Raw genomic sequence first — 22,394 nt, 5'->3', positions numbered from 1 at the left:
ATCTGAATAAGATGAATATAAAAAATGGAAATTTTAATTATGCCAATTGCACAATTATTTCCTCTGCTTAGTAATTTATCCCGTGTGGATAAATTAAGAGTAATAGAATTTTTGGTTTCTGAGTTAGCAAAAGAAGAAGATTTGGCTAACTTAGAGTCTAAAGATAATTATTTTGAAATGTTGCATAATTCCGATGAAGGAGCACGTCAATTGGCACAGTTTTTAGAGGAAAAAAAGCAACTGCAAAATGCTTAATGGTGAAAAATACTCTTTTGCCTCTAAATTCGATCGCTTTGGCGAGGTATCTTATGCGCCTTATTTACCGATAATATTAAGCTATCGAAACCAGTCAATTGAAGTGATGGGGTTGCTGGATACAGGGGCAAGCATGAATGTTTTGCCTTATGAAATTGGTTTACAATTAGGGGCTGTTTGGGACGAACAAACCTTTGTTATTTCTTGATCTGGAAATCTAGCAAATATCGAGGCTAGGGCTTTGTTGTTGTCAGGGACAGTCAGCAGGTTTGCACCAGTTAACTTGGCTTTTGCTTGGACTAGACAAAGAAATATGCCGCTCATTTTAGGAAGGTTAAATTTTTTGGTAGAGTTTGATGTTTGTTTTTATGTATCTGAACTAGAATTTGAAATTGCACCTATAGCGGTTCTCACAAAGATTCGCGGACGTTGTTGGGCTTGGGCCCTTTTAGTTTAAGCGGTTATCGAGCTGTCAGTTATACCTCATCTTTTTGAGAAAGGCTATAAGCAATCTCACTAATAGGTGGTTATAAGGCAATACGGTTTACTTAACACTTTTTCTGCCCCGGAGATCCCCCTAAATCCCCCTTAAGAAGGGGGACTTAAGAGCTTTCTTGTCCCTCCCTTTTTAAGGGGGGTTAGGGGGGATCCGCCTTAAGTAAACCGTATTGGGTTATAAGGGGTCGCCCTTCCACACAAAAGAGCGATCGCCTCATAATATCTTTAGGGGCGATCGCACTTTTTGTGAAAATAGGTGAAAAGGGCGATCGGCTCGTTGGGCTTTCATCAGACCATTGAATCACAATTATATAAAGTAATTTCATAATTCAGATTACTCTTCTTCAATTGCTTTCAATATTCCCAGCTTTTGGTTAACTTCTTTCTCTAAATACAGTTTCCCATCATCGCCATCATTTCCAGCAATGGTAATTGGTTCATTGGGTGATGCACACATGGGGCCGCGCTGTCATCCCAACGCCCTCTCATCCCAAAAAACGATAGGTCTCTTTTTGACCGCAGATAGACGCGACGCAGATCCGAGAATGGCGATCGAAAATTATTGGTTTGCCACGGCCGCGTTAATATTGTGCCGATCGCCATTTAAACTTAATCTAGACTAACTATCCCAAGGAACACAAAAAAATAATGCGTATTTTATTTGTATCCGCCGAAGCAGCACCCCTAGCCAAAGTGGGCGGTATGGGCGATGTCGTCGGCGCTTTGCCTAAATTTCTGCGCCGCATGGGTCACGATGTCCGCATCTTCATGCCCTACTACGGCTTCATACCCGACAAAATGGACGTTCCCAAAAAACCCGTTTGGAATGGGGAAGCCATGTTCCAAAGCTTCTCTGTCTTTGAAAGTGTTTTGCCTGGAACCGATGTACCTTTATACTTAATGCAACATCCATCTTTCTTACCCCGCCGCGTTTACGGCGGTGTCGATGAAGATTGGAGGTTCACTTTCTTTGCTAATACTGCTGCTGAATTTGCCTGGAATCACTGGAAACCCCAAATTATGCACTGTCACGATTGGCATACGGGAATGATACCTGTTTGGATGAGCCAAGACCCCGATATCAGCACGGTTTTTACTATTCACAATCTAGCTTATCAAGGGCCGTGGCGCTGGCGTTTGGAGCAGATGACTTGGTGTCCTTGGTATATGCAAGGTCACAATACAATGGCTGCGGCAGTCCAATTTGCCGATCGCGTAAACACAGTTTCGCCCACCTACGCCGAGCAAATTAAAACCCCAGCTTATGGGGAAACCTTAGAAGGTTTGCTGTCTTACGTCGGCGGCAAGATGTCGGGGATTTTGAACGGAATTGATACAGAATCTTACAACCCAGAAACTGACAAGTACCTCCACCAACAATTCAGTGTTGATACTATTGACAAGCGCCCAGTTAACAAAATTGCGCTGCAAGAAGAAGTCGGCTTGGAAGTGAATAAAAATGCCCTGTTAATCGGCATGGTGACGCGGCTAGTAGAACAGAAGGGATTGGATTTGATCATTCAAATGCTCGATCGCTTCATGGCCTATACCGACGCTCAGTTTATTGTACTCGGAACGGGCGATCGCTACTACGAAACCCAACTCTGGCAAATGACCGCCCGCTATCCCGGCCGGATGTCCACCCAATTACTCTACAACGACGCCCTCTCCCGGCGCATTTACGCAGGCTGCGACACCTTCCTGATGCCCAGCCGTTTCGAGCCCTGCGGCATCAGCCAAATGCTCGCCCTCCGCTACGGTTGCGTCCCAATGGTGCGCCGCACCGGCGGTTTAGTCGATACCGTATCTCACAACGACCCGATTAATAATACCGGCACAGGTTACTGTTTCGATCGCTACGAACCCCTAGACTTGTTCACCTGCATGATCCGAACTTGGGAAGGTTTCCGCTACAAAGATAAGTGGAAAGAACTGCAACAGCGCGGCATGAAAGAAGATTTTGGCTGGGATATTTCTGCCAAAAAATATATCAACTTGTACAGCGAGATTTTGGGAATCTCACCAGAAGAAATCGCACCGGAAGTCGAACCAGAACCAGAATTGATCGTTGGTAAAGGTTAATTGACAGTTGACAGTTGACAGTTGACAGTTGACAGTTGACAGTTGACTGTTAACTGTTAACTGTTAACTGTTAACTCTTGTTAGTTTTTGGTTCCAATGCCCAATGCCCTGTTTGGCCAATGCCCTGTTTGGCCAATGCCCTGTTTGGCCTTCTTCCCAATGCCCCATTCCCAATGCCCAATGCCCCATTCCCAATTCCCCATTCCCAATTCCCAATTAATCAACAAATAAATCGAGAGGTAAATGACCGTAAGTCCCGCTAACTCCATCTTCCGATGAAAATTGGCACGATACTAACACGCCTCGATAAGTTCCAGGATAGCCATCAACATAATAGGAACCCTTCAAAGTATTGAATTTAATATAAACCGAACCAGTAAATGCAGCAAAAGCACTGGGATCTAAAACAGCATCATATCCCAAAGCCTTCAAATAAGTTGCTAAAGCTGCAAAACCCTCATCCGTCGAAGTCGCGCAAACTCCAAGCATTTGGTAATCCGACAAACTTGCTACCAGCAAAATCGCTTCGCGCAGCGCCTGTTTTTCCAGCAGCGATGCTACAGATTGCATATCCAGACAAGTAAAATCCTTGAGGATTTGCTGTGCTGCTTCTACAGTTAGGGTAGTCGGGTTGTGAGTAGACATCAATTGCTCTGATATTTCCAAAAAGTACGATCGACACTCAGGTACTCGTCAACGGATTTCTGCCATTGCAACCCTCGATCGACAGCCGTAACACTCGCGCCAGCCCCGATTATAGCGCATTGTGGGTTCTGGGAAGCATTTTGGGCTTGGGCGATCGGCATCCACACTCTACCTAGATTCCAAAGAAATACCAAAAAAAATGTCAAGTTAGCTGAATTTGCCTCTATTAATGGTAGAGGTAAAAAGCACACAACTTGGTAAAGAAAGTATGAGCTTCGAGCAATTGTTAGAAAACATAAAATTCCTGGAAAATTTTCTTTTTAGACTGCTACACAAAGTCAAACTGATTTACTTATTGGTGATATTTGCCATCAGTATAGGTATTTCTGGCTGGACAGTAGAATCTAACTTCACCAGAATCCCTATAATCGGTTTTCACAACATTGTAGACACTCGCAATCCCGCCGACTTACCACCTCGGAGGCTCGCTTTTCCCACTAACTACACCAAACAAGACTTGTCAGTATTTTTAGAATATCTAATTAAAGAAAACTATTGGTTTTTATCATCTCAAGACTTGTACGTATACTTTATTGACAAGTCGCAGCCAATACCCGCTAAAAATCTCGGTCAAAAACCAATCATGATAACCTTTGACGACGGCTACAAAGGCGTTCATGAAAATGCACTTCCAATATTAGAAAAATTGTCTGTAACCAACAAAGAAAAGGGTAAATTTGTGTTATTTGTCAACCCTCACTTTTTAGGTATTGATATGGGCAAAGATTTTTTAGCACACACTACTTGCAACGATTTAAGAGATGGATATCAAAAAGGTTTTTATGACATTCAGTCACACGGCTTTACTCACAAAGACTTAACTAAGGTGAGCGGAAAAGAATTAGAATTTGAAATTGCAAAATCTAAGTTAGAGTTGAGAAAATGTCTGGGGGATTTAGACAAAAATAAAGTTATCGGCGCTCACATCGCCTATCCCTACGGCGCATCAGACTCGGAAGTGGAAGATATTTTGCCTAAATATCATTTAAGTGGCTTTTTGTACAATGACCATTTATTTAGAGTAAACCGACTGGAAAATAACTACCGCATCTCTCGCATCACTGTCGATAAAAATACGTCGCCTACAGATTTAATTAGGATAGCCAAAAGAGCTTCTACTTTGAGAAAGAAAGAGTGGCTTTAGGCAGCATTTCCGTTTTGTATAGCGGTTCTCATAAAGATGAGGTACTCATGGGGATAGGGCATAGGGCATAGGGCATAGGGCATAGGGCATACCTCACTTTTCTGAGAAGCGCTATAGCGGTTCTCATAAAGATTCGCGGACGTTGTTGGGCTTCAGCCCTCTTGATTTAATTGGTTATATAAGCTGTCAATTATACCTAATCTTTTTGAGAAAGGCTATATATCTCCTTGATTGAGCGAGTTAATTTATCCCCAGAGTGACACAGACGCGCGCCTATTGTGTCATCGGGCAAATAAGCTATAGCCTTTCTCAAGCGTGGTGAGGTATGCCCCATGCCCGATGCCCCATGCCCATGAGTACCTCATCTTTCTGAGAAAGGCTATAGTAGTTTTTACTGGTGTTTTCACGTTTAGATCAGTCCGCGTTTTTTCAGCTTTGCTAGCGCATCTTCCGCCGCATTTTTCTCAGCATCTTTCTTGCTTTTACCTTTACCTTCTCCATAGGATTTGTCTCCAACATAAACTTTAGCAAGAAATTCCGGCTGATGGGGCGTTCCTCCTGCTTGGACTGTCACGTATTTGGGCGGAGTGGTGTCACCGCTGGCTTGTACCCATTCTTGAAAGCGGTTTTTCGAGTCTACAGTCGATCGCGTTTCCACCACATTGTCGGGAACAGAATCAAACATTTGCCACACAAACTCGCGAACTTTGTCCATATCTTCCGTGTCGAGATAGTAAGCGCCAATGAATGCTTCAAAGGTGCTGCTGAGCAAATTTGGATTAGTAATTCCACCTTCTCGATAAGCTCCTTTGCCGAGCCGCATTTTTAAGTCTAAGCTGATTTCAGTAGCAAATCTGGCTAATTGTTTTTCATCTACCAATGCAGAACGCCGGCGAGTCATTTGATCTTCTCCCATTTCTGGGTGACGCTGATAGAGATATTCGCCGCTGAGAAATGTCAGCAAAGCATCGCCGAGAAATTCTAAGCGCTCGTTGTCTGCTTCGCGGAATGTGGGGTTTTCGTTGACGTAGGAACGGTGGGTTAGTGCTTGACGCAGCAGTTTTTCATTGTTGAATTGGGGAATCGTTATTTGGAGTTCTTGTGTATGGTTAGTTAATGGCATGAAAATTTAGTAATGGTTGGTGTTGTTATTATGCGAACATTAAAGAGCCGCAGATGGCGGTTGGTTTGGAGAATCTAGTTTATCAAATAAACTGGATTTTTGCTATCTGCGGTTACGTGAATTTCAGGGAAATTTATGCTGCTAGTTTTTTAGCTTTCAAGCAACTTCGGTAATTCATCAACAAAGTAGAATCCATCTGCAAGCCTTTTCAGAGTTTTATTTTCATTACCTGGTCGAGCAAAGATTATCACCTTTTTACCCTTGTCTTGCAGCTTAGGAATCAAGATTTCGCCATTGCCGTCTCCAGACACAATAATAAATGTGTGTGGATATAGACTAATTGCTGCTTCACCAGAACAGTCAAAAAACAAACTAAAATCAACAGCATTCTCGATTTGTTGCGATACATTAACACACTCATAACCAAGATTAACGAAAATTTGTTGTCTTTTTTTAGAACCCTTATTTTCCTGCTGCCAATTTTTGTCGTACACCTTTCTGGTAACTACATATCCCAATGAAGCAGCAAAAAGCAATAAGTTGTTGGCTTGCTTTACATCTGGGATATTCTGATAATCCCAATAAGCCGAAACTAAAGACTGTTGCTGGCTGATTTCTTTGCCAATGATTGAATGATTGTCCTTCATTTTTGTGTGCCCTAAAACTAGGTTTGGAGGACAGCATCGATAAATTACGCATCTAGTCAAGGAAAGATTGTCTGTGGCTTCGCTCAAAATTGAGGTTTTCCATTTAACAAAAATTTTGACCTACACACTATTAATTGAGTGTGTACTTGCTTGGTTAGCGTCTCAGCGATAGGATGTGCAGATTTCGGACAGGCGTCGTAAAAACCCGTTGATATAGAAATTCCTACAAATGTCGTGCTAACTGACCTCTTTATTCCAGTTGAAACGACATTAATTTGAATGTCTATATCAACGGGACTTTAGGACGCTTACCCGAAATCTGCACATCCTACCGCTGAGACGACTTAACCGACACTTTTGCTTTTGAATGCGGGTGTCTATCTGAGCTGTATTTTTCAGTCATAGCATTTGTAAGTATCAGATGTCAAGGGCTAGTGGTCTATTTACCTGATTTTGTTCGGACATGGTATTACGCATCACAAACAAAGAAACCGGGTTTTTTACCGAATCTGTGGATTGTAACGAAGTCTTGTCGCAAAAACCCGGTTTCTGGGGCTCCCGTCAACCAAAGAAAGTGGGTTTTTTGCAGAATCTGTGGGCTGTAACCTTTGTATTGTCGCAAAAACCCGGTTTCTGAGCCCCCGCCTTCAAAAATAAATGTAAAAATATGTTGCAAAGTTTGTACTGCTGTGTTAAGTTTAGTTACATAAGGTTGAAATACAACGAGGTTTATGGTCATGGAAAACAAAGACGCAAAAGTAGGCTTCACCGAGTTCGCTGAAACCTGGAACGGTCGTTTGGCAATGCTAGGCTTTGCGATCGGCTTAGCTACCGAATTCCTCACCGGTCAAGGCATTCTTTCTCAAATCGGTTTGATGTAATCAGCTTAACTCCATACAAGAGCTGTAATTTGTGGGGGCGATCGACCCCCTTACAAGTGCGATCGCCCGCACGCAAATAAGTCCCTTCACTCACAGTGAAGGGACTTTTGCATTTTTTATTAAAAAGTCAAACCGATGGCACAATCAAAAAACTTTTTCGTCTCAATATTTATCGTCAGTCAAACTCGATCTTTCCTAAGCAATTCCTACTGAATCCAAAATTTTCGCTTTAGGAGTCAAACCAGTAAGCTTCACCAAACCTTCTTGTTTGTGAGTCCGCAGGCTGTTACCTAAAATCATCTCCGACAGATCCGGCATTTCCTGCCAGCAGCGCGAGCAGAACCAATAAACGCGATTGTGGCGAGCGTGGCGTAACAATTGAGAGGAGCAACAAGGGCAACTATTCATGATATTTTAAACCTTCTTTAAGATATGGATCGATAAACCAATTGATTACAGAGATTGATGAATGCCGCTGTATCTCTACTCCAGGCACAACAATAAAAAAGCTCTTTTCACTCCAAACTTTGAGCGTCTGACAAGTAGCACTTTTGGATGCCCAACAGCAACACCACAATTAGAAGCTGAACGCCCCAAGGAGCCCAAGAGAAACCCCAAATAAAACAACCCAGTCCGGCCAAAGCCACAAGAACAAAAATATCTTGAGAGGTTTGCCAGTAAATCCAGACGGCTGCCAGAGAAACTATCAGTAGCAAAATGTAAGCTGAGGGCATAGTCGTCTTCTCCCAAGGTTTCGGCAAACAGTCAGGAGCGATCCCTGACGATGTGCTTAAATTAAAACTTAAACCTGAAGAACTTATGAAGATAAGCAAGTTGTTACAAAAAAAAATATAATTCTGCCCGATTATATTCAGCATAAAAACCGAGCAGAAATAATTTGTTTTTTTGGTTAGATATTTCACAGATTTTAAGGCGCACAATCCTCTTCGAGGGCTGCGCTAACGACCTATGCTTCCTGCCAGCCCAGAGCTTCAGCCACCTGAGCAGCCAAAGACATCGGTTCAAAAGGCTTAGCAATCACACTCACCACCCCCAAATCTGCGAACATCCGCCTGTCGCTAGCGAGAGCCTTAGCCGTCAATAAAATTACCGGAATGTGCTGGGTAGCATGATTAGCTTGTAACTGTTTAAAAGTAGTAGGCCCGTCTTGGTCGGGCATCATCACGTCCAGGAGAATAGCATCAGGCTGTTCGGCAAGAGCCTTAGCCATGCCCTCGCGACCAGAACTTGCGGTGAGGACTTCCCAGCCCCCCACCACCTCAAGACTGACTTGAGCCACTTCCCGAATATCTTCGGCATCGTCAATAACCAAGATGCGTTTGGCAGTCAAAATTAACATCTTTTTTAAGAATCAGAACTGATCACAGACTAAGGGCGAAATGTGAATGTTTTGTAAAGCAAACTTTTTTACCGATCGGACTTTACTGTAAAGCTGCAACACTGTACAGAAGGAAGAAGTTCGGCAACGGATTGTGTAACGGATGTAATGGATGTAACGGATGGAAGAGAAATGGAAGTCGGAAAAAGGAAAGCTTTTCTTCTTCCTCGCGAGAGAAGCAATCGGCCGCAAGGGTTTCAGCAATTAAGAACGTCCTAACCGCTTTGGTCGTTGCTACACAACGGAGTCGCCAAAAATCCGCTGTTCGATCGAAAATCGCGATTTTGCCCGTCCCTGCGTGTATAGTCCCTCTTTGCCAAAATTGACAGTCCCAGAAGCACTTCAGATGCCTCGAAACCTGGTTTTTTAGCGTTTGTGCTGCTGCAACCCAGTCTTTTGCTAAAAAAGCCTGGTTTCTGCATCCAGGATGGATTGAAAATTTTTGCATTAATATTTTTCCATGAGTCATCAGAAATTTGGGTAGAAACCCCGTCCTTTTAGGACGGCTTTACATCAATATTTTTGGTATAATTAAAATGGTTACGACCCACCCGCGACGATGGAGACATAAACCCTAACACCAAAGTTTGCGAACAATCGCAACGGGGCAGAAAAATCGGTAGACCGGGAAAAGAGGACGGGGCAATGGCAAACATCCCTAGAATCACGCACAGTAGACAGAATTCCTTTGAGGTTTTCGACACATAAAACCGCTGGGCTAGCGGGGTTAGTCTGTGGAGCGAATGTAAGGCCATAAAACTCCTTGTGGGTAGAGGCAGTTGCTATGAAACAGAAACTCAAATCGTGAGGTTTGGGAATCACCGTGCCTTCAGCTCGGTGAGGATGTCAAGGCGAATGCAATCTACCTAATGGGGAATATCATCCGCGGAATACATTAACTACCTTTCGTCAACCTTCTCTCTCGCACATAACTGGCAGACGTAAGAAAAAAGTGCTGCCCTCGCCCAAAACGCTCTCCACCCAAATCCGGCCCCCGTGCTGCTGCACGATACTGCGACAAATAGCCAGCCCCAAACCAGTACCTCCCTTTTGGCGACAATCAGAAGCATCAACCTGTTGAAAGCGCTCAAAGACCATCTCTAGCTTGTCCGCCGGAATGCCGCGTCCTTGGTCTTTAACCGCAATCAGGATTTCCGAACTCACGGGTAAGTGCGGATTGGTGGCAGTCTCGGGAGACAACAAACAAGGAGACGACACTGACTTCAACTCAGCTTTTTCTGCCAAATCCGGATGCTCGATCGACTCACCGCTCAGCCAAATCGTAGCACCTGCGGGCGAAAATTTTATAGCATTGCTGAGTAAATTTGTCAATGCCTGAATTAGCCGATCGGGAACAGCGAGCAATTGCGCCCTCACAGGCCTCACAGACAGAGTAACTCCAGCCTGCTGGGCCATTCCCTGCATCTCGTCAGCCGCCTGCAACATCAGATCCGCGACATTGCAAGTTTGTTTGATGGCAGTGCTGTAATTAGAATCCATGCGCTCTAAATCCAGGATGTCGTTGATCAAGCGCACCAACCGGTCAGTGTTAGCTATCGCAATCTCCAGCATCCGCTTGGCTTTCTGGGGGTGAGCCTCAAGCAGGCCGCTGTTGAGGAGACCGAGTGCCCCGTGAATCGAAGTCATGGGCGTCCGCAGTTCGTGGCTGATAACAGATATGAATTCATCTTTCATGTGCTCGATCGCAAGCTGATCGGTGATATCTTTAAAAGTCACCACAGCGCCAATAATTTCGCCTTGTTCTCGCATCGGAGCGACAACGTACTCAACTGGAAAACTGCTGCCGTCTTGCCGACAAAAAACCTCATCCGTGACACGCCGAACCTCTCCGTCTCTCAAGGTGTCTAAAATTTGAGAACATACTGGGTTCGAGAGTTTTCCCGTGGTTGGTGTGGCGCAGTCTGGGGCAAGTTGAGAGCCGGAATTGATATCTGTTGCAGGTGACATTTGCTCGTTAGCGCAGCCCTCGAAGAGGATCGCCTTCGAGCATTCTGCCTGTGAACGGTGTAAGCTTTCATACAGCGGTCGATCGAGCAAATGCTTCAATTCGCAACCAGCCATTCTCACCGCCGCCGGATTGACAAAAGTTACTTTTCCCTGTTTGTCCAACCCGCAAATTCCTTCTGCTGCGGAGAACAAAATCATTTCTGTTTGGTGGCGGAGTTGTTCGAGAGCTTTTTGAACTCGCTTGCTATCGGTGATGTCGCGAGCGATAGTTGAAATGCCCGTTACTGCTCCTGTGGCGTCTTTAATCGGAGAAATTGTCAGAGACACATCTATCTGTTCGCCGTCTTTACGCAAGTGTACGGTTTCGTAATGGTCGATCGTAGTTCCAGCCCGAATATTTTCCAGAATTTGGGGGATTTCCTTGGGGCGTTCGGGAATTGCTAAAATCTCGATCGACTGCCCCTTGACTTCCTGCGCGCAGTAGCCGTAAATCTTCTCGGCTCCTGCATTCCAGCTCTGAATTGTCCCGGCGAGGGTTTTGCCGACGATGCCGTCGTCGGAAGACTCGACAATCGACGCCAAGCGCACGAGTTCATCTCTAGCTTGCTTGTATTCAGTAATGTCGCGGCCCAAAATCACGATACTTTTACGTCTGCCGTCGGCATGAAATACGGGTACTTTAATTACATCGTAGATTTTTACAGTACCGTTCGATCGGGGAACCACTTCTTCTCCCCTACAAAGAGTACCTTTTTCCCACGCTGCTCGATCGCTCACCTCGCAAGCCTGTAGAGCCTCCCCGTAAAAACTGCTGAGTTTTCCTAACTGAGTATCTGTGAGGCTCCGGTAGTTATCTGCTGATAGCTCAAACAATTCCAATATTGCTTGATTTGCCTCCTGCCACCTGCCCTCGCCATCTTTAAAGCAGACAATATCTGGCATGGCATTCATCAGCGATTCGAGATAGGAGTTTTCTTGGAGTGCAGCTTCTACCTCTCCCCGCTTGGCGATTTCCCGTTGCAAATTTTCGTTTGCCGTTTGCAGCGAGTCGATCAACAAACTTTCTGTAAAAGTGCGTTCTTTAATTACTTGTTGAAGTCTGTGGAGTTCTAACGATAGCTGCCTGCGAGCTAACAAATTTTCTACGCGCAAGTGCAGTTGGCTGGCATCTATGGGACTTACTATCAAATCATCAATTCTGCCTTCGAGTTGTTTGGAACTCAGAAAAAACTGCTGCTCGGAAAGAGTCGGAGTTTGGGATTTTATCAATAGCAAAAACGGTAAAAAACTAGGCTCCGCCGCAGTTTTTAATGTTTCAATCATGTGCCCGATACGATCGAAGTTTGCCTCGTCGAGAATGCACAAGTCAAAAGCTATTTTTGGAATAATAAATTCTGAGTTTGGTTCGGAAGTCCAATCGAGTAGCATCACCTCATGCTCAGTGTTGAGGTGTGCGATCGGCAAGGGTTGTTGGTAGCGATCGATCGAGAGCAAAATGCGGCTCATTAGTTTGATTATTTCCCAATGACTAATGATTTGATGTCCGGTAAATTCACCCATTATCAGGTTTGTAGTCAGGACTTCAGTCCTCATAAAACAGAGGAATAAATTCCTCACTACGAACCAATTTTCTAGCGCAGGTTTGTAGTGAGGACTTCAGTCCTCATAAAACAGAGGAATGAATTCCTCACTACGAACCAATTTTCTAGCAGGTTTGTAGTCAGGACTTGTGTCCCGATCAAACAGAGGACTAAAGTCCTCACTACGAACCAATTTTCTAGCAGGATCGACCGGAGGCGATCCGACCGATCGAGGTAAAAGGCAGCCGGATCTGAAGGCTGAAATCAAGAAAAACTGATAATTCTTGAATTTTAATTGTTTGCTAGGTGAAACAATCACTGATATCAAATACGGCAACATCGGAATTATACCCTGCAAGCCGTCCCAGCAGATCTCTGTCGATCGCTTGCAGGGGGACGGCAATACGGGAGCAGGGAAAAATATGATGCCGATGTAAACGGAATTATATGCTGCAAGCGATCGCCCTGCGAGTTCGGTATCGATCGCCCGCAGGACGCAAGCAGGCGAAAATTTTAGGCTGATGCAAATGGAAACCCTATGATGACTAATGATAAGGTTCGCGAGCGGGGACAGCACTACTTACTACTGACTACTGATAAGGTTCGCGAGCGGGGACAGCACTACTAACTACTGACTACTGACTACTGACTAATCACTAATCACTTTTTACGGCATTCCAATTCCAATCAAAGAATCGAACGGCATACAGCTAGAGTAGCGCTCGCCTTCCGATAAAACCGCAATCAGCCTCATTTGCCAGTCTGGCATAATGTGCAAATCCGCCCAGGGTACTGCTACCTCCAAACATTTATCCAGTCCGACTTGAGCGCGGCTGATGCGGGGCTGCCACTCATCGCGCTCTCCTGCTTCCTGAAACCAAATCGATTTGGTGAGAAAATTAATCTCTAACTGATGGTGGAAGCGATAGTTTATGGGTGCTTCATCGGGTACACCTGACAGCGGAATCAGACTGTTGTGCATGGTGCGATCAGGATAAAACCAAAACAAATTTAACTCCGGCGGGCAATCAATGCCCGGCCGCACCCCAGCCTTGAAGTCGGCGCGAAGGTAAAAATTCAAGTGATCCACCCCGTACCAAAGCCGCTGAATTGCCGAACTCCGGTGCATGGTACCCCTTGCTCCCCCAACTTCAATCCGGCCGGCTTTGTCCCAATCCTGTTCGTTACCGATACCGTCGATAATCGGGTGAATAAAGCTCAGCGGTTGGTGGTCGCCTTGAACCTCATGTGCCTCTACTTGTCGCAGCACTTCCGGGGGTACAGCCTCGCCGAGAGCTTCGTAGATTGCTGCTACGTGTTCGCGGAATAGCCGATCGAACATAGCATCTTGATTGGACGTGTGGCCTTCGCCAAACCACCAGAACCAGTCGGAACCTTCCGCCGCATATAGCGCTTCCCAAGCTTCGGGATTGCTCTCTTCTGTGGCAAGAGGATGGTTTGCCAGCATTTGTCTGGCTGGGCCTAACAAATCCCAAGCGCGATTTTTGGCAGGATCGCCGATCCAAGTTGTTAGGGAACCGTCTACCCAGGAACCGGTATGCAGTTGAGCGGCGGGAATTGTTTCGGTGGCGGGGAATTTGTCAAGAAATTCCGACACTGTGACTAATTGGATATCGGGATTGTCGCTGAGAGTTTGATAGAGTGATTCTAAGAACGGTTTGCCATCTTGAGGATAGAATTCCCAGCAATTTTCGCCGTCTAGGGCGATCGTCACCAACCACGGATTTTCTAAAGATGTGTGGCCGTCGGGTTGTCGGTGTTTGAGAGTTCTGCCGATCGCCTCCAAGTGTCCCACCAAATCCGACGCTGCCTTCTTCGGTTCCATCGAACCGTAGGTAAAACCAATCAAATCAGACAACCTGTGGTCTCTAAATACGATCGCCAAATCGCCATCAGGAGTTTCTAAACGATAAGGGCGATATAACAATTCTGGTTCGCAAACATTCCCCGCCCCATCGCGGTGAAAAAAGTGTTTAATTGTCCACCCCAATACCGCCTCATCCGAGACAATCCATTTAAACCCTTGTTTAGCAATGTAGGGCAAAATTTCCGGGCTAACTGCCTGTTCCGACGGCCACAAACCCCGCGGTTTACAATCAAATCTGTCTTGATACATATCCCAGGATTTTCTCAAATGTCTCGGAATATCTTCAGCCCACTGGAACCTGTGTTCTGGCAGAGTCATGTTAGGAATCGCTATGCGGCCGCCATTTGTGTCAGCAAGCAGCGGCAAAATCGGGTGAGTGTAGGGGGTTGTGGACACTTCCAACTGTCCCTCAGCTTGCATTTTACGGTGCTGGGGAATGATTCTGGCGAGAATTTCTTTTTGTTTTGAATAGATCTTTTTGCGATCGGCCAGATTGAAATTTTGTCCTTGTTTCAGCCACCCTGCAATCTCGGGGTCATCCCAAAACAGCGGATCGATCCAAGCTAAATTGTGCCACGCCAGCAAGTCACCAAAATCCTGCACTTTCCAGTTTGCCAAGCACCATTGAATGCCTTTTTCCTGCCGCTGAGTGTAGAGTTGAGCGTACCGGGGATGCGGCTGAATCAGGGTGTGGTAGTTGGCATCAAAGAAGTGTTCTAAAATGAACTCTTGTTCTGCGATGTTTAAAGTTTCTGCTGCCTTGAGAGTTACCGCCAAGTAAGGGTCTAATGCTTTGTCGGCGATGCAGTCTTCTATCTGCAAAATTAAGGACGGAACCAGGTTTACTGTTTGATGCAGCTTGGGATATTTTGCCAGAATCAGCACTAAATCCAAGTAGTCTTTGACTCCGTGCAATCGCACCCAAGGCAGTCGATACTCGGATGCTCCGGCGCTAGTTAGCGATCTGGATTTGTAGAGGGGTTGGTGTTGGTGCCAAATGAAGGCTACGTAAAGTGGATGAGACATTAATTTTGGTAATGGGTAATGGGCAATGGGTCATTATAATTGGAAATTGTAATTGGTAATTGGTAATTGTAATTGGTATTTTGTAATTTTGTCTGGGAGGCATAACTTCTATCTTTAGGGTGATGCACAGCGCACCTTGTCCCTATTAAATAGCGCTTCCAACCTCTCAATTGCAGGTTGATGCTGCACGCATTACCACCAGCGAGTAGCACATGAAACTACTTTTTGTATCTAGGGCTTTCATTCAATTGATAGTTAACCGCTTGAGGGCGACCTCTAACTGGAAGGAAGAGGATTGGAGTAATGAATAGTCTGATTTTAATTTTTCCTTACAAGGGAGAGGCTTTCAACCAATTATTTCTGGCAATTGATAAATAGTAAGTAAAAGTCAATAGCCAACATTCAATAGTCAAGATTAAACTAACTAATGACTAATGACTGCTGACTATTGACTAATTACATTACCTGTTCAACTTCGGAGATTTCTGGGATGGCCTCGCGCAGGCGGCGTTCAATGCCCATTCTCAGAGTCATTGTGGAACTCGGACAAGAGCCGCAAGCTCCTTGCAGTCTCAGGTGTACGACTGGGCCGTCGATTTCTACCAGTTCGACGTTGCCGCCGTCGGATATCAGGTAGGGGCGCATTTCATCGAGAACTGTTTCGACGTTATCTCTGGTTAGTGCTAGTGTCGTCATATTTTGCCTCAAAAATTATTCGTACAATTGACTTAGTTCGATCGTACCGTTACTTGCCGGTGAACTACCAGACGCTGACCGATACGGCGGTACAGTGCTGGCTTCCTGATTCAACGGGGATAGCGTCCAACAAAACCGAAGTTTTGCCTCTTCGACTTACATCCCCTCCACAGGCAGAAGCGCTAGTTCCTAACGCCAAAATCCGCAAGGCTTCATTTCTAATATTGATTGCTGCATTTACATCACGGTCATGGTGAGTACCACAATACTTGCAAGTCCATGCTCTGACATCAAGGCTGAGATTATCAACTCGATTCAGGCAAACATGGCAAGTCTTTGAGCTAGGGAACCATCGATCAATTTCGATATATTGTTTTCCTTCACTTTCAGCTTTGTATTTCAGCATTGTGCAGAACATACCCCAGCCAACATCACTAATCGATGAAGCTAGATTAGGATTTTTAACCATGCCTTTGATGTTGAGATTTTCTACTGCAATAACTTGGTTTTCGTTGACTATCTTGCGGGATAGTTTGTGCAGAAAATTTTCGCGACATCTCGCAATTTTGGAGTGAACTTTTGCCACTGCCAATCTTGCCTTTTTACGGTTCTGACTACCTTTATTTTTACGAGAAAGTCTTTGCTGTTTGCGCTTTAAGTTCTGCTGATGCTTGACAAAGAATTTAGGATTATCAAACTTAGAGCCATCACTGGTAATCGCAAAATGAGTTAGTCCAACATCAATACCAATAGATTTATCCACTGGTACTAATTCAGGATTAGCTTTGCCATCATCAACCAAGACAGATACGAAGTATTTACCGTCAGGATTGCGAGATACTGTGACCGTTTTGATATCGCCATCAAAATCACGATGGCGCTGACAATGAACTAATCCAATCTTAGGCAGATTAATCTTGTCACCATCAAACTTGACGTTTTGGGGATAGCTAATCGACTGCCTACCATGCTTTGATTTAAATTTAGGCAACATTGCCCTCTTATCAAAGAAGTTTTTGTAAGCAGTGGACAAGTTCAAAGCTACAACTTGCAAACATTGAGAATATGGATATTTCAACCATTCATACTCTTTCTTGAGAGCAGGAAGTAAACCTTGTATGTATCCTCTAGTCAATCCCTTACCAGTATTTTTATAGGTTTCTTGACACAGGTTTAGCGCATAGTTCCAAAACCATCTCGCACAGCCAAATGACTTTGCAAGCAAGCTTTCTTGCTCACTTGTGGGATAGATTCTGTATTTATACGCTTTATACATTTATCAATAATGTAGAATACTGATAATATTATAGCAGATAGAATTGATATTGATTCGCTGTCGCTCAATTTGTTTTCTGGCTCGCTTTCATCCCGTCACTCATCCTTGTAAACGGATAGAGTGCGGGACTTCCCGTTCGCGTTAGTTAAATCAAGTTGCGTCCGAGACACTAATCGCAAAACCCGCTTTCTCCAACAAAACGGATTTTGCAATTAATACCCGTTGCCAGAATTAATTCAACTTTAGGAGAGATTCTCACTCCAGTTGTCATCCGTGATTATCAACTCTGGAATCTTCAACGCGCAAATCGAAAAGGGTATAACCCTAGACTACTGCTGGTTCTAGCATTTTGACGTTGGAGTAGTTAAACTCGGTTGTCGTTTGTTGACCTTTTTCTTTCGATCGCACTACTTGCTTGGTCATGACATAATAGTCGCCTACTTTGTCAAAGGTATCTTCAAATTCCAGTTCTCTGATGATTTCGTTGGTTTCGGGGTTGCGGAAAACGGCGTCGTAGTGGCTCGCCAAAGAACCTTCGGGTGTCTCTAAGCTTTTGTGCGTGTCAATGACGAAAGCCATACGGCCCATCACCCGGCTGACTTGACAAATTGACAGACCTCGGATTTTATAATTCGAGCCCATTGAGTCGCCTTGCACTAAAATATCCACAGCGTCGGTACTGTCCTTCTCGCCGAGGGTGAAGCTGTTTTTGCCGTGGGATTTTTCAAATGTCGATCGCTTGCGGTGGGTAACAATGTCGCGCATTTGGGTGTAAACGCTCTGCTTTACTTCCTCATCCGCAATGCCACTGACTTCCACTGTCATGTCTGGTTTAATGGAAACATGACCCGTATATACTTCGTCGCCTTGTTTGAGTTCAATATCGGCGCTGTAACCGGGAAAGTTGGCATCCCAGGTGTAACGGTGTTCGTAAGCAGCGCGAAACAAATCGCGAGCGTTGGCTGGCTCTGTCATAAATCTCTCTTTCTATTTACACCCATCTAGTTTAGCGTAACCGCTCCAAGCCCCGCACGGCATGGGCGGGTTGCCGACTCTCGCAGGTTCCCGAATGGGCTGCTGACGCTAGGCTATTAACTTTACCGCCACAAAAATTCACTTTCGGTCTCAGTTGCTATGATGTCAAAATAAAGTCACGCAGTCACTAACCCCGGCCTAAAAGGGACGGGGCTTGTAGGGAAGCCAAGCCATAGGTGAAACACAAGCGCAAGTAGGACTAGACACAGGTTGAGAAGCCTAATTAGGTAACTGGGAATGGCATCCCGAACAACGTAGTAGACGCCTCCCTAATCCACTACCTCTTGGTTACTGAATGTCGAAGGGATTTACACAACTAGGCTTACCGCCAAATACTATGCGATCGCGGGCTGCAAGTCTTGAAACGGCAATTGTCCCGTCGAAAGTATATTACAAGAGTACACCGAGTCAAGCAGTCCCAAGGCGGTAGTAAAACTGTAAAGCCGTCCTAAAAGGACGGGGTTTAAACGCATTTTTCTGATGGCGGGTGATTAAGATCGCGATCGATCGCCATACATCACTCTTAGTTATGGGTTATCTTAAAAAAAACTTCTGTCCGCTTTTTAGAGTTTTCACCTGTGGCAACTATTAGATTCCCTAATTAATAAAATGCTAGAAACAATTTACAAATACCTAGAAACGTTGCAGGAACAAGTTAAGCATTTACCACCTCCCCAACAGGCAATTTTAATAAAAACTGTGGAAACTCTGTCAACTTCTTTGCAGGAAATGGCAACCAGCCGCCAGTTTGAAAGTGCGACAAATAACGCGGCAAAGTTAGTTGAGGCGGAAAATTTAAATCGTCTTTTGGAACGCACTGTCGCCCAGCAAGCGGCGCAACTCAGAAAGCTACAGGAGCAGTTGAACGAAGAAATCAACCAGCACCGCCGGGATAATAAAGCATTAACTAAAAGCGAAGCCAAACTTCAGGCTGCGCTCCGTAATTCTCCAGATATAATTAGCATTGTCGGCTCCGACGGGCGAGTCCGATATCACAGCGCAGCCCTAGAGAGAGTTTTGGGTTACAAGCCAGAAGAGAGAATTGGCAAGTTTCATGGCGAGTTGATCCATCCAGACGATTTGCTGAGTTGGAAGGCATACTTTGGCAAGTTGCTAGAATTTCCTGGAGTTGGGGCGACAGTTGAATATCGCAAACGCCACGCTGACGGTTCTTGGATCTACTTGGAGTCGATCGGCAACAGTTTGCTTCACGATTCTAGCGTGCAGGGAATTCTGATTGCTTCCCGGGAAATTGAGGGACGCAAGCAAGCAGAAAGCGCAGTCTTGGAGTCGCAACGGCACTACAAAATTATGTCACAAATTACTTCGGATTTTGCCTATTCTTTCAAGGCACTTCCCAACGGTAACTTTGTTTGTGAGTGGGTAACGGAAGCCTTGGCGCGCGTGAGCGGTCATCTCCCTGAAGAATTAACTGCCTCGGGCTGGTGGAGTTCAGATATCGTTCACCCTGATGACAGGGAAATGTTGATTAAACAATTAGAAGGCTGTACTTCTAGAGGTATGGGGGTCAATGAGTATCGAATTGTTAACAAAAATGGTGGTGTGCGCTGGGTGCGAGACTGCTGGCAAGCGGTGTGGGACAAAACTGAAGGGCGGGTTGTTCGTTTGTGGGGCGCTTGTCAGGAAATTACCGATCGCAAACAAGTAGAATTGAAACTGCAACTCGTTAACAAAGTTTGGCAAGCCCAGATTGCATCGGCGCCGCTGGCGATTAACTGTACCGGCAATGACGGCCGCACCCTTGTCTGGAACCGCGCCGCCGAAGAACTTTTTGGCTGGACTGCTGCTGAGGTTTTGGGCCAACCATTGCCGAATATTCCTGAAGGACAAAAGCAAGATTTTTACGCGCTGCTGAAATCTGCGGGTAATGGCAAGCCGGAAAACGGTTTGGAAGTGTCTTTGCCCAAAAAAGACGGTAGTTCGATCGACCTTTGGCTGTTTGCCGCACCCGTACAAGATGCAGGCGGCGAGACAGTCGGCAGTATCAACATATTTTCTGACCTTTCAGAACGCAAGCGCATAGAGGATGAGCGCCAAAAACTAGCATCCCTGAAAAATATGGAAGAACCTTTTTGGGCCCGCTATGTCAGCCCTGCAAAAACCAAGAAAAAAAATGGGGATAACTAATTCTATCAAGCACAAGTAAAAAATATTAAAATTGCGAAGCTGCAATCTTCTGCTGGCGATATCATCTCCGTTCAACAGTTGACAGTTGACCGCTTGACAGTTTGAGAGCGACCTCTACCTAGAAGGAAGAGGATTGGAGTAATGAATAGTCTGATTTTAATTTCTCCCTCAAAGGGTTCCGGCATTCAACCAATTTTTTCTGGTAAAATAGCCGTTGCAGATTTGTAGTCAGGAAGGCCGTATTCTGAGTTTTTTGAGGACGGACTTCCTCACTACAAAGCTATGCTATCGGTCGATCTATCCCACATAATATCATAATAAATACACCCTGATTCTACCTTTATTATTTGCTATGCTGTGCTAGACACAACCCTAATGACCTAAAAATAATTTAGTAACCAGCTATCGAAGTTCTTGAAAAAATCTATAGCAATCAGAGCGGATTGGCACAAGATAAAAACCTTTTTGTCTGGCTAGACTCCTTGTTGAACAAGGATTTAAATTTTTCTAGAACTAGCAAATAAATTAGTATTGCTATATTGCTATATAGATGCAAGTGTCACATTTTCCAGGCAGAAGACTTGTGTGCCCGATCAATACTCTAGTTTTTGAATGCGGGAATTGCATCTTTACTTGTTTAGAGATTTTTTTTGACTCCTCAAAGCGTCTAACTCTATGTGAGCCTGACAAGCTTTACTTGACTGAATGGAATCTAATACATTACCAATTACCTTGGAAAGATGGAGAGCCGAACGGTGAGCTTCTTGGATAAAAGCTCTTTCCTCTATTGGATCGTCGGCCATATCATCTACAGTTAGTTGTAGATAGCCGATGATGTGATTTAGTGGAGTTCGCAGCTCGTGGGATGCGGTTGACAAAAACTCTTTTTTAAACTGGGACAGTTCTTTTGTTCGCTGGCTGCGCTCTTGGTAGAGGGTGGCTAGGGCGATCGCACTTCCGACTTGATCCGCAACTTCTTCTGCGAATTCGATCTGGGCTTGAGTCCAAGATCGATCGGCATTACCATCATTCTCCGACAAGTTGCCCTGGCACCGGTGCAACTTAATTATGCCATTAGGTTGCTGTTGATAAGCGGTAGCGACCACTAGCACCGAATGTCGCTCAAAAGGGTCATCGGCTGCGAAGGGCTCCACGACCACCGGTTTTAGGGTCTCTAGAGCTTGAGTGATATGAGGTGCTGACGTGAGCGAGATTTCCACTCCCAGCATAGGTATAAATGGTTCTTGGCAGTATTCAGCAGCCACTTTGACTTGCTGGCTAGAACTTTGATAGGGACAAATGACGCAACGGCTGACACCTAATGTTTGTCCGAGAGAGTTAACTGTTTGTTGCCAAATGGTATCGAGATCCAAAGTTCGACGAATCTTTCTGCCAATTTGGAGCAAAAGTTTTTGCGATTGAGCTGATACTTGCTGATTCATAGCAACCCTTGTTCTACTACTAAACTGGCAAAAGTCTACCACTCCACTAACACAGCAGAAATTTACTTAATTTACCAGACGCAAACTGTCCAAACAGAGGCTTGCGTAATTACACTTAAATGTTCCCACAGTTAGTCAAAAAATAGTATATCTTTTTAGTATCTTTACAATCTCTTTATGATTCTCACATAAAACTAGAAGCGTCAAGTCTTCTTAACAAAACTTTACAATAGGGCTGTGGAAGTTAAATCAGTCCTATGGGTGGGCATTCAGTTCTGGTAAGGTTAGGGATTTTTGCGGGGGTTTATTCGCAGGTGTGAGCCGCGAAGAGACAGAGCGAGACGATCTGTTGTCCTACCCCCCCCCAATGCCATTGATGCGAATTCTGCGTGGGTTCGGTAGCGGTGGGGCGATCGGTCTGAGTGGAAAACACCGAAGGAGGGAGATTGGTGGCGGACAAGGTAAAATTTGATACTGCGGCGGGCAATATAACTGTGTTTTTAGGGAAATAGCCAATTATCAATGATTTTTATGCGCTAATTTGTAATTAGGGATACACCGATCCCGATATTATGAAGTGAGTGATATATAGCCTTTCTAG

Annotated in this window: 23 protein-coding genes; 7 read left to right on the top strand and 16 right to left on the bottom strand. The window is 44.9% G+C overall.

Going from position 1 to position 22,394, the window contains the following annotated elements:
• The first annotated feature begins 24 nt into the window (after nucleotides 1–24).
• Entirely contained in the window at nucleotides 25–255 is a 231-nt protein-coding gene (locus tag QZ938_RS16695; RefSeq protein ID WP_293350076.1) for a hypothetical protein, read from the top strand.
• Nucleotides 248–463, top strand: a complete 216-nt coding sequence (locus QZ938_RS16690; protein ID WP_293146215.1) for a hypothetical protein — start codon at nucleotides 248–250, stop codon at nucleotides 461–463. Before QZ938_RS16695 ends, QZ938_RS16690 begins: the two co-directional genes overlap by 8 nt.
• 624 nt (nucleotides 464–1,087) lie before the next feature.
• Here the strand turns inward: QZ938_RS16690 and QZ938_RS16685 are convergent.
• Nucleotides 1,088–1,210, bottom strand: a complete 123-nt coding sequence (locus tag QZ938_RS16685; protein WP_293146213.1) for a hypothetical protein — start codon at nucleotides 1,208–1,210, stop codon at nucleotides 1,088–1,090.
• Between the two features lie 191 nt (nucleotides 1,211–1,401).
• On the opposite strand from QZ938_RS16685, the gene glgA reads away from it, so the two are divergent.
• Nucleotides 1,402–2,835, top strand: a complete 1,434-nt coding sequence (gene glgA / locus QZ938_RS16680; protein WP_293350079.1) for a glycogen synthase GlgA — start codon at nucleotides 1,402–1,404, stop codon at nucleotides 2,833–2,835.
• A gap of 216 nt (nucleotides 2,836–3,051) precedes the next feature.
• Here the strand turns inward: glgA and QZ938_RS16675 are convergent, their stop codons facing one another.
• Entirely contained in the window at nucleotides 3,052–3,480 is a 429-nt protein-coding gene (locus QZ938_RS16675) for a DUF1824 family protein (protein ID WP_293146207.1), read from the bottom strand.
• Nucleotides 3,480–3,686, bottom strand: a complete 207-nt coding sequence (locus QZ938_RS16670; RefSeq protein WP_293350082.1) for a hypothetical protein — start codon at nucleotides 3,684–3,686, stop codon at nucleotides 3,480–3,482. The genes QZ938_RS16675 and QZ938_RS16670 overlap by 1 nt, the downstream gene beginning before the upstream one ends.
• Before the next feature lie 62 nt (nucleotides 3,687–3,748).
• Here QZ938_RS16670 and QZ938_RS16665 point away from each other — a divergent pair, with 62 nt between their 5' ends.
• Nucleotides 3,749–4,684: a polysaccharide deacetylase family protein gene (locus tag QZ938_RS16665; RefSeq protein ID WP_293146205.1), complete on the top strand. Its 936-nt coding sequence runs from the start codon at nucleotides 3,749–3,751 to the stop codon at nucleotides 4,682–4,684.
• Nucleotides 4,685–5,093: 409 nt separating this feature from the next.
• On the opposite strand, the gene rnc is transcribed toward QZ938_RS16665, so the two are convergent.
• Together rnc and QZ938_RS16655 are read right to left on the bottom strand one after the other, a co-directional pair.
• A complete protein-coding gene (gene rnc, locus QZ938_RS16660; RefSeq protein WP_293146204.1) occupies nucleotides 5,094–5,807 on the bottom strand; it encodes a ribonuclease III in 714 nt (237 codons plus the stop codon).
• A 149-nt stretch (nucleotides 5,808–5,956) separates the two neighbouring features.
• Nucleotides 5,957–6,454 (bottom strand): NYN domain-containing protein, encoded by a 498-nt coding sequence (locus QZ938_RS16655; RefSeq protein ID WP_293350085.1) that lies wholly within the window; start codon nucleotides 6,452–6,454, stop codon nucleotides 5,957–5,959.
• 737 nt (nucleotides 6,455–7,191) lie between these two features.
• On the opposite strand from QZ938_RS16655, the gene QZ938_RS16650 reads away from it, so the two are divergent.
• Complete coding sequence (locus tag QZ938_RS16650; RefSeq protein ID WP_325314842.1) at nucleotides 7,192–7,335, top strand: chlorophyll a/b-binding protein; 144 nt, start codon at nucleotides 7,192–7,194, stop codon at nucleotides 7,333–7,335.
• Nucleotides 7,336–7,530: 195 nt separating this feature from the next.
• On the opposite strand, the gene QZ938_RS16645 is transcribed toward QZ938_RS16650, so the two are convergent.
• The 5 genes from QZ938_RS16645 to QZ938_RS16625 form a co-directional block, all read right to left on the bottom strand.
• A complete protein-coding gene (locus QZ938_RS16645) occupies nucleotides 7,531–7,743 on the bottom strand; it encodes a hypothetical protein (protein WP_293350088.1) in 213 nt (70 codons plus the stop codon).
• A gap of 107 nt (nucleotides 7,744–7,850) precedes the next feature.
• Nucleotides 7,851–8,069 (bottom strand): hypothetical protein, encoded by a 219-nt coding sequence (locus tag QZ938_RS16640; RefSeq protein WP_293146199.1) that lies wholly within the window; start codon nucleotides 8,067–8,069, stop codon nucleotides 7,851–7,853.
• Nucleotides 8,070–8,302: 233 nt separating this feature from the next.
• Nucleotides 8,303–8,695 (bottom strand): response regulator, encoded by a 393-nt coding sequence (locus QZ938_RS16635; protein WP_293146197.1) that lies wholly within the window; start codon nucleotides 8,693–8,695, stop codon nucleotides 8,303–8,305.
• An 82-nt stretch (nucleotides 8,696–8,777) separates the two neighbouring features.
• Nucleotides 8,778–9,203 carry a hypothetical protein gene (locus QZ938_RS16630; protein WP_293146195.1) on the bottom strand — a complete coding sequence of 142 codons (426 nt, stop codon included), beginning with the start codon at nucleotides 9,201–9,203 and terminating at the stop codon, nucleotides 8,778–8,780.
• A 440-nt stretch (nucleotides 9,204–9,643) separates the two neighbouring features.
• Nucleotides 9,644–12,262 (bottom strand): PAS domain S-box protein, encoded by a 2,619-nt coding sequence (locus QZ938_RS16625; protein WP_293350091.1) that lies wholly within the window; start codon nucleotides 12,260–12,262, stop codon nucleotides 9,644–9,646.
• A gap of 319 nt (nucleotides 12,263–12,581) precedes the next feature.
• Between QZ938_RS16625 and QZ938_RS16620 the strand changes: the two genes are divergently transcribed.
• Nucleotides 12,582–12,719 carry a hypothetical protein gene (locus QZ938_RS16620; protein ID WP_293365589.1) on the top strand — a complete coding sequence of 46 codons (138 nt, stop codon included), beginning with the start codon at nucleotides 12,582–12,584 and terminating at the stop codon, nucleotides 12,717–12,719.
• A gap of 230 nt (nucleotides 12,720–12,949) precedes the next feature.
• On the opposite strand, the gene QZ938_RS16615 is transcribed toward QZ938_RS16620, so the two are convergent.
• The 5 genes from QZ938_RS16615 to QZ938_RS16595 all read right to left on the bottom strand — a co-directional run bounded on the left by QZ938_RS16615 (nucleotide 12,950) and on the right by QZ938_RS16595 (nucleotide 18,676).
• Nucleotides 12,950–15,196, bottom strand: a complete 2,247-nt coding sequence (locus QZ938_RS16615) for a glycoside hydrolase (RefSeq protein WP_293350094.1) — start codon at nucleotides 15,194–15,196, stop codon at nucleotides 12,950–12,952.
• Between the two features lie 456 nt (nucleotides 15,197–15,652).
• Nucleotides 15,653–15,892, bottom strand: a complete 240-nt coding sequence (locus tag QZ938_RS16610; protein WP_193975189.1) for a NifU family protein — start codon at nucleotides 15,890–15,892, stop codon at nucleotides 15,653–15,655.
• 64 nt (nucleotides 15,893–15,956) lie between these two features.
• A complete protein-coding gene (gene tnpB / locus QZ938_RS16605; protein WP_293146187.1) occupies nucleotides 15,957–17,168 on the bottom strand; it encodes an IS200/IS605 family element RNA-guided endonuclease TnpB in 1,212 nt (403 codons plus the stop codon).
• Between the two features lie 324 nt (nucleotides 17,169–17,492).
• Nucleotides 17,493–18,143: a DUF3386 domain-containing protein gene (locus QZ938_RS16600; RefSeq protein ID WP_293350097.1), complete on the bottom strand. Its 651-nt coding sequence runs from the start codon at nucleotides 18,141–18,143 to the stop codon at nucleotides 17,493–17,495.
• A 395-nt stretch (nucleotides 18,144–18,538) separates the two neighbouring features.
• Nucleotides 18,539–18,676, bottom strand: a complete 138-nt coding sequence (locus QZ938_RS16595) for a hypothetical protein (protein WP_293350101.1) — start codon at nucleotides 18,674–18,676, stop codon at nucleotides 18,539–18,541.
• Between the two features lie 136 nt (nucleotides 18,677–18,812).
• On the opposite strand from QZ938_RS16595, the gene QZ938_RS16590 reads away from it, so the two are divergent.
• Entirely contained in the window at nucleotides 18,813–20,351 is a 1,539-nt protein-coding gene (locus tag QZ938_RS16590) for a PAS domain S-box protein (RefSeq protein ID WP_293350104.1), read from the top strand.
• Nucleotides 20,352–20,980: 629 nt separating this feature from the next.
• Here the strand turns inward: QZ938_RS16590 and QZ938_RS16585 are convergent.
• A complete protein-coding gene (locus QZ938_RS16585) occupies nucleotides 20,981–21,793 on the bottom strand; it encodes a GAF domain-containing protein (protein ID WP_293146181.1) in 813 nt (270 codons plus the stop codon).
• Nucleotides 21,794–22,394 lie beyond the last annotated feature (601 nt).

It is taken from the genome of Microcoleus sp. CAWBG27 (assembly GCF_020883145.1).
Classification (GTDB): Bacteria; Cyanobacteriota; Cyanobacteriia; order Cyanobacteriales; family Microcoleaceae; genus Microcoleus.
Note: the sequence above shows the minus strand (reverse complement) of the source record. Positions and strands in the feature narration are given on the sequence as shown.

Coding starts and splice junctions, on each gene's coding strand:
- QZ938_RS16695 (WP_293350076.1), top strand. CDS start 25: ATGGAAATTTTAATTATGCCAATTGCACAATTATTTCCTCTGCTTAGT.
- QZ938_RS16690 (WP_293146215.1), top strand. CDS start 248: ATGCTTAATGGTGAAAAATACTCTTTTGCCTCTAAATTCGATCGCTTT.
- QZ938_RS16685 (WP_293146213.1), bottom strand. CDS start 1,210: ATGTGTGCATCACCCAATGAACCAATTACCATTGCTGGAAATGATGGC.
- glgA (WP_293350079.1), top strand. CDS start 1,402: ATGCGTATTTTATTTGTATCCGCCGAAGCAGCACCCCTAGCCAAAGTG.
- QZ938_RS16675 (WP_293146207.1), bottom strand. CDS start 3,480: ATGTCTACTCACAACCCGACTACCCTAACTGTAGAAGCAGCACAGCAA.
- QZ938_RS16665 (WP_293146205.1), top strand. CDS start 3,749: ATGAGCTTCGAGCAATTGTTAGAAAACATAAAATTCCTGGAAAATTTT.
- rnc (WP_293146204.1), bottom strand. CDS start 5,807: ATGCCATTAACTAACCATACACAAGAACTCCAAATAACGATTCCCCAA.
- QZ938_RS16655 (WP_293350085.1), bottom strand. CDS start 6,454: ATGAAGGACAATCATTCAATCATTGGCAAAGAAATCAGCCAGCAACAG.
- QZ938_RS16650 (WP_325314842.1), top strand. CDS start 7,192: ATGGAAAACAAAGACGCAAAAGTAGGCTTCACCGAGTTCGCTGAAACC.
- QZ938_RS16645 (WP_293350088.1), bottom strand. CDS start 7,743: ATGAATAGTTGCCCTTGTTGCTCCTCTCAATTGTTACGCCACGCTCGC.
- QZ938_RS16640 (WP_293146199.1), bottom strand. CDS start 8,069: ATGCCCTCAGCTTACATTTTGCTACTGATAGTTTCTCTGGCAGCCGTC.
- QZ938_RS16635 (WP_293146197.1), bottom strand. CDS start 8,695: ATGTTAATTTTGACTGCCAAACGCATCTTGGTTATTGACGATGCCGAA.
- QZ938_RS16630 (WP_293146195.1), bottom strand. CDS start 9,203: ATGACTCATGGAAAAATATTAATGCAAAAATTTTCAATCCATCCTGGA.
- QZ938_RS16625 (WP_293350091.1), bottom strand. CDS start 12,262: ATGGGTGAATTTACCGGACATCAAATCATTAGTCATTGGGAAATAATC.
- QZ938_RS16615 (WP_293350094.1), bottom strand. CDS start 15,196: ATGTCTCATCCACTTTACGTAGCCTTCATTTGGCACCAACACCAACCC.
- QZ938_RS16610 (WP_193975189.1), bottom strand. CDS start 15,892: ATGACGACACTAGCACTAACCAGAGATAACGTCGAAACAGTTCTCGAT.
- tnpB (WP_293146187.1), bottom strand. CDS start 17,168: ATGTATAAAGCGTATAAATACAGAATCTATCCCACAAGTGAGCAAGAA.
- QZ938_RS16600 (WP_293350097.1), bottom strand. CDS start 18,143: ATGACAGAGCCAGCCAACGCTCGCGATTTGTTTCGCGCTGCTTACGAA.
- QZ938_RS16595 (WP_293350101.1), bottom strand. CDS start 18,676: ATGCGTTTAAACCCCGTCCTTTTAGGACGGCTTTACAGTTTTACTACC.
- QZ938_RS16590 (WP_293350104.1), top strand. CDS start 18,813: ATGCTAGAAACAATTTACAAATACCTAGAAACGTTGCAGGAACAAGTT.
- QZ938_RS16585 (WP_293146181.1), bottom strand. CDS start 21,793: ATGAATCAGCAAGTATCAGCTCAATCGCAAAAACTTTTGCTCCAAATT.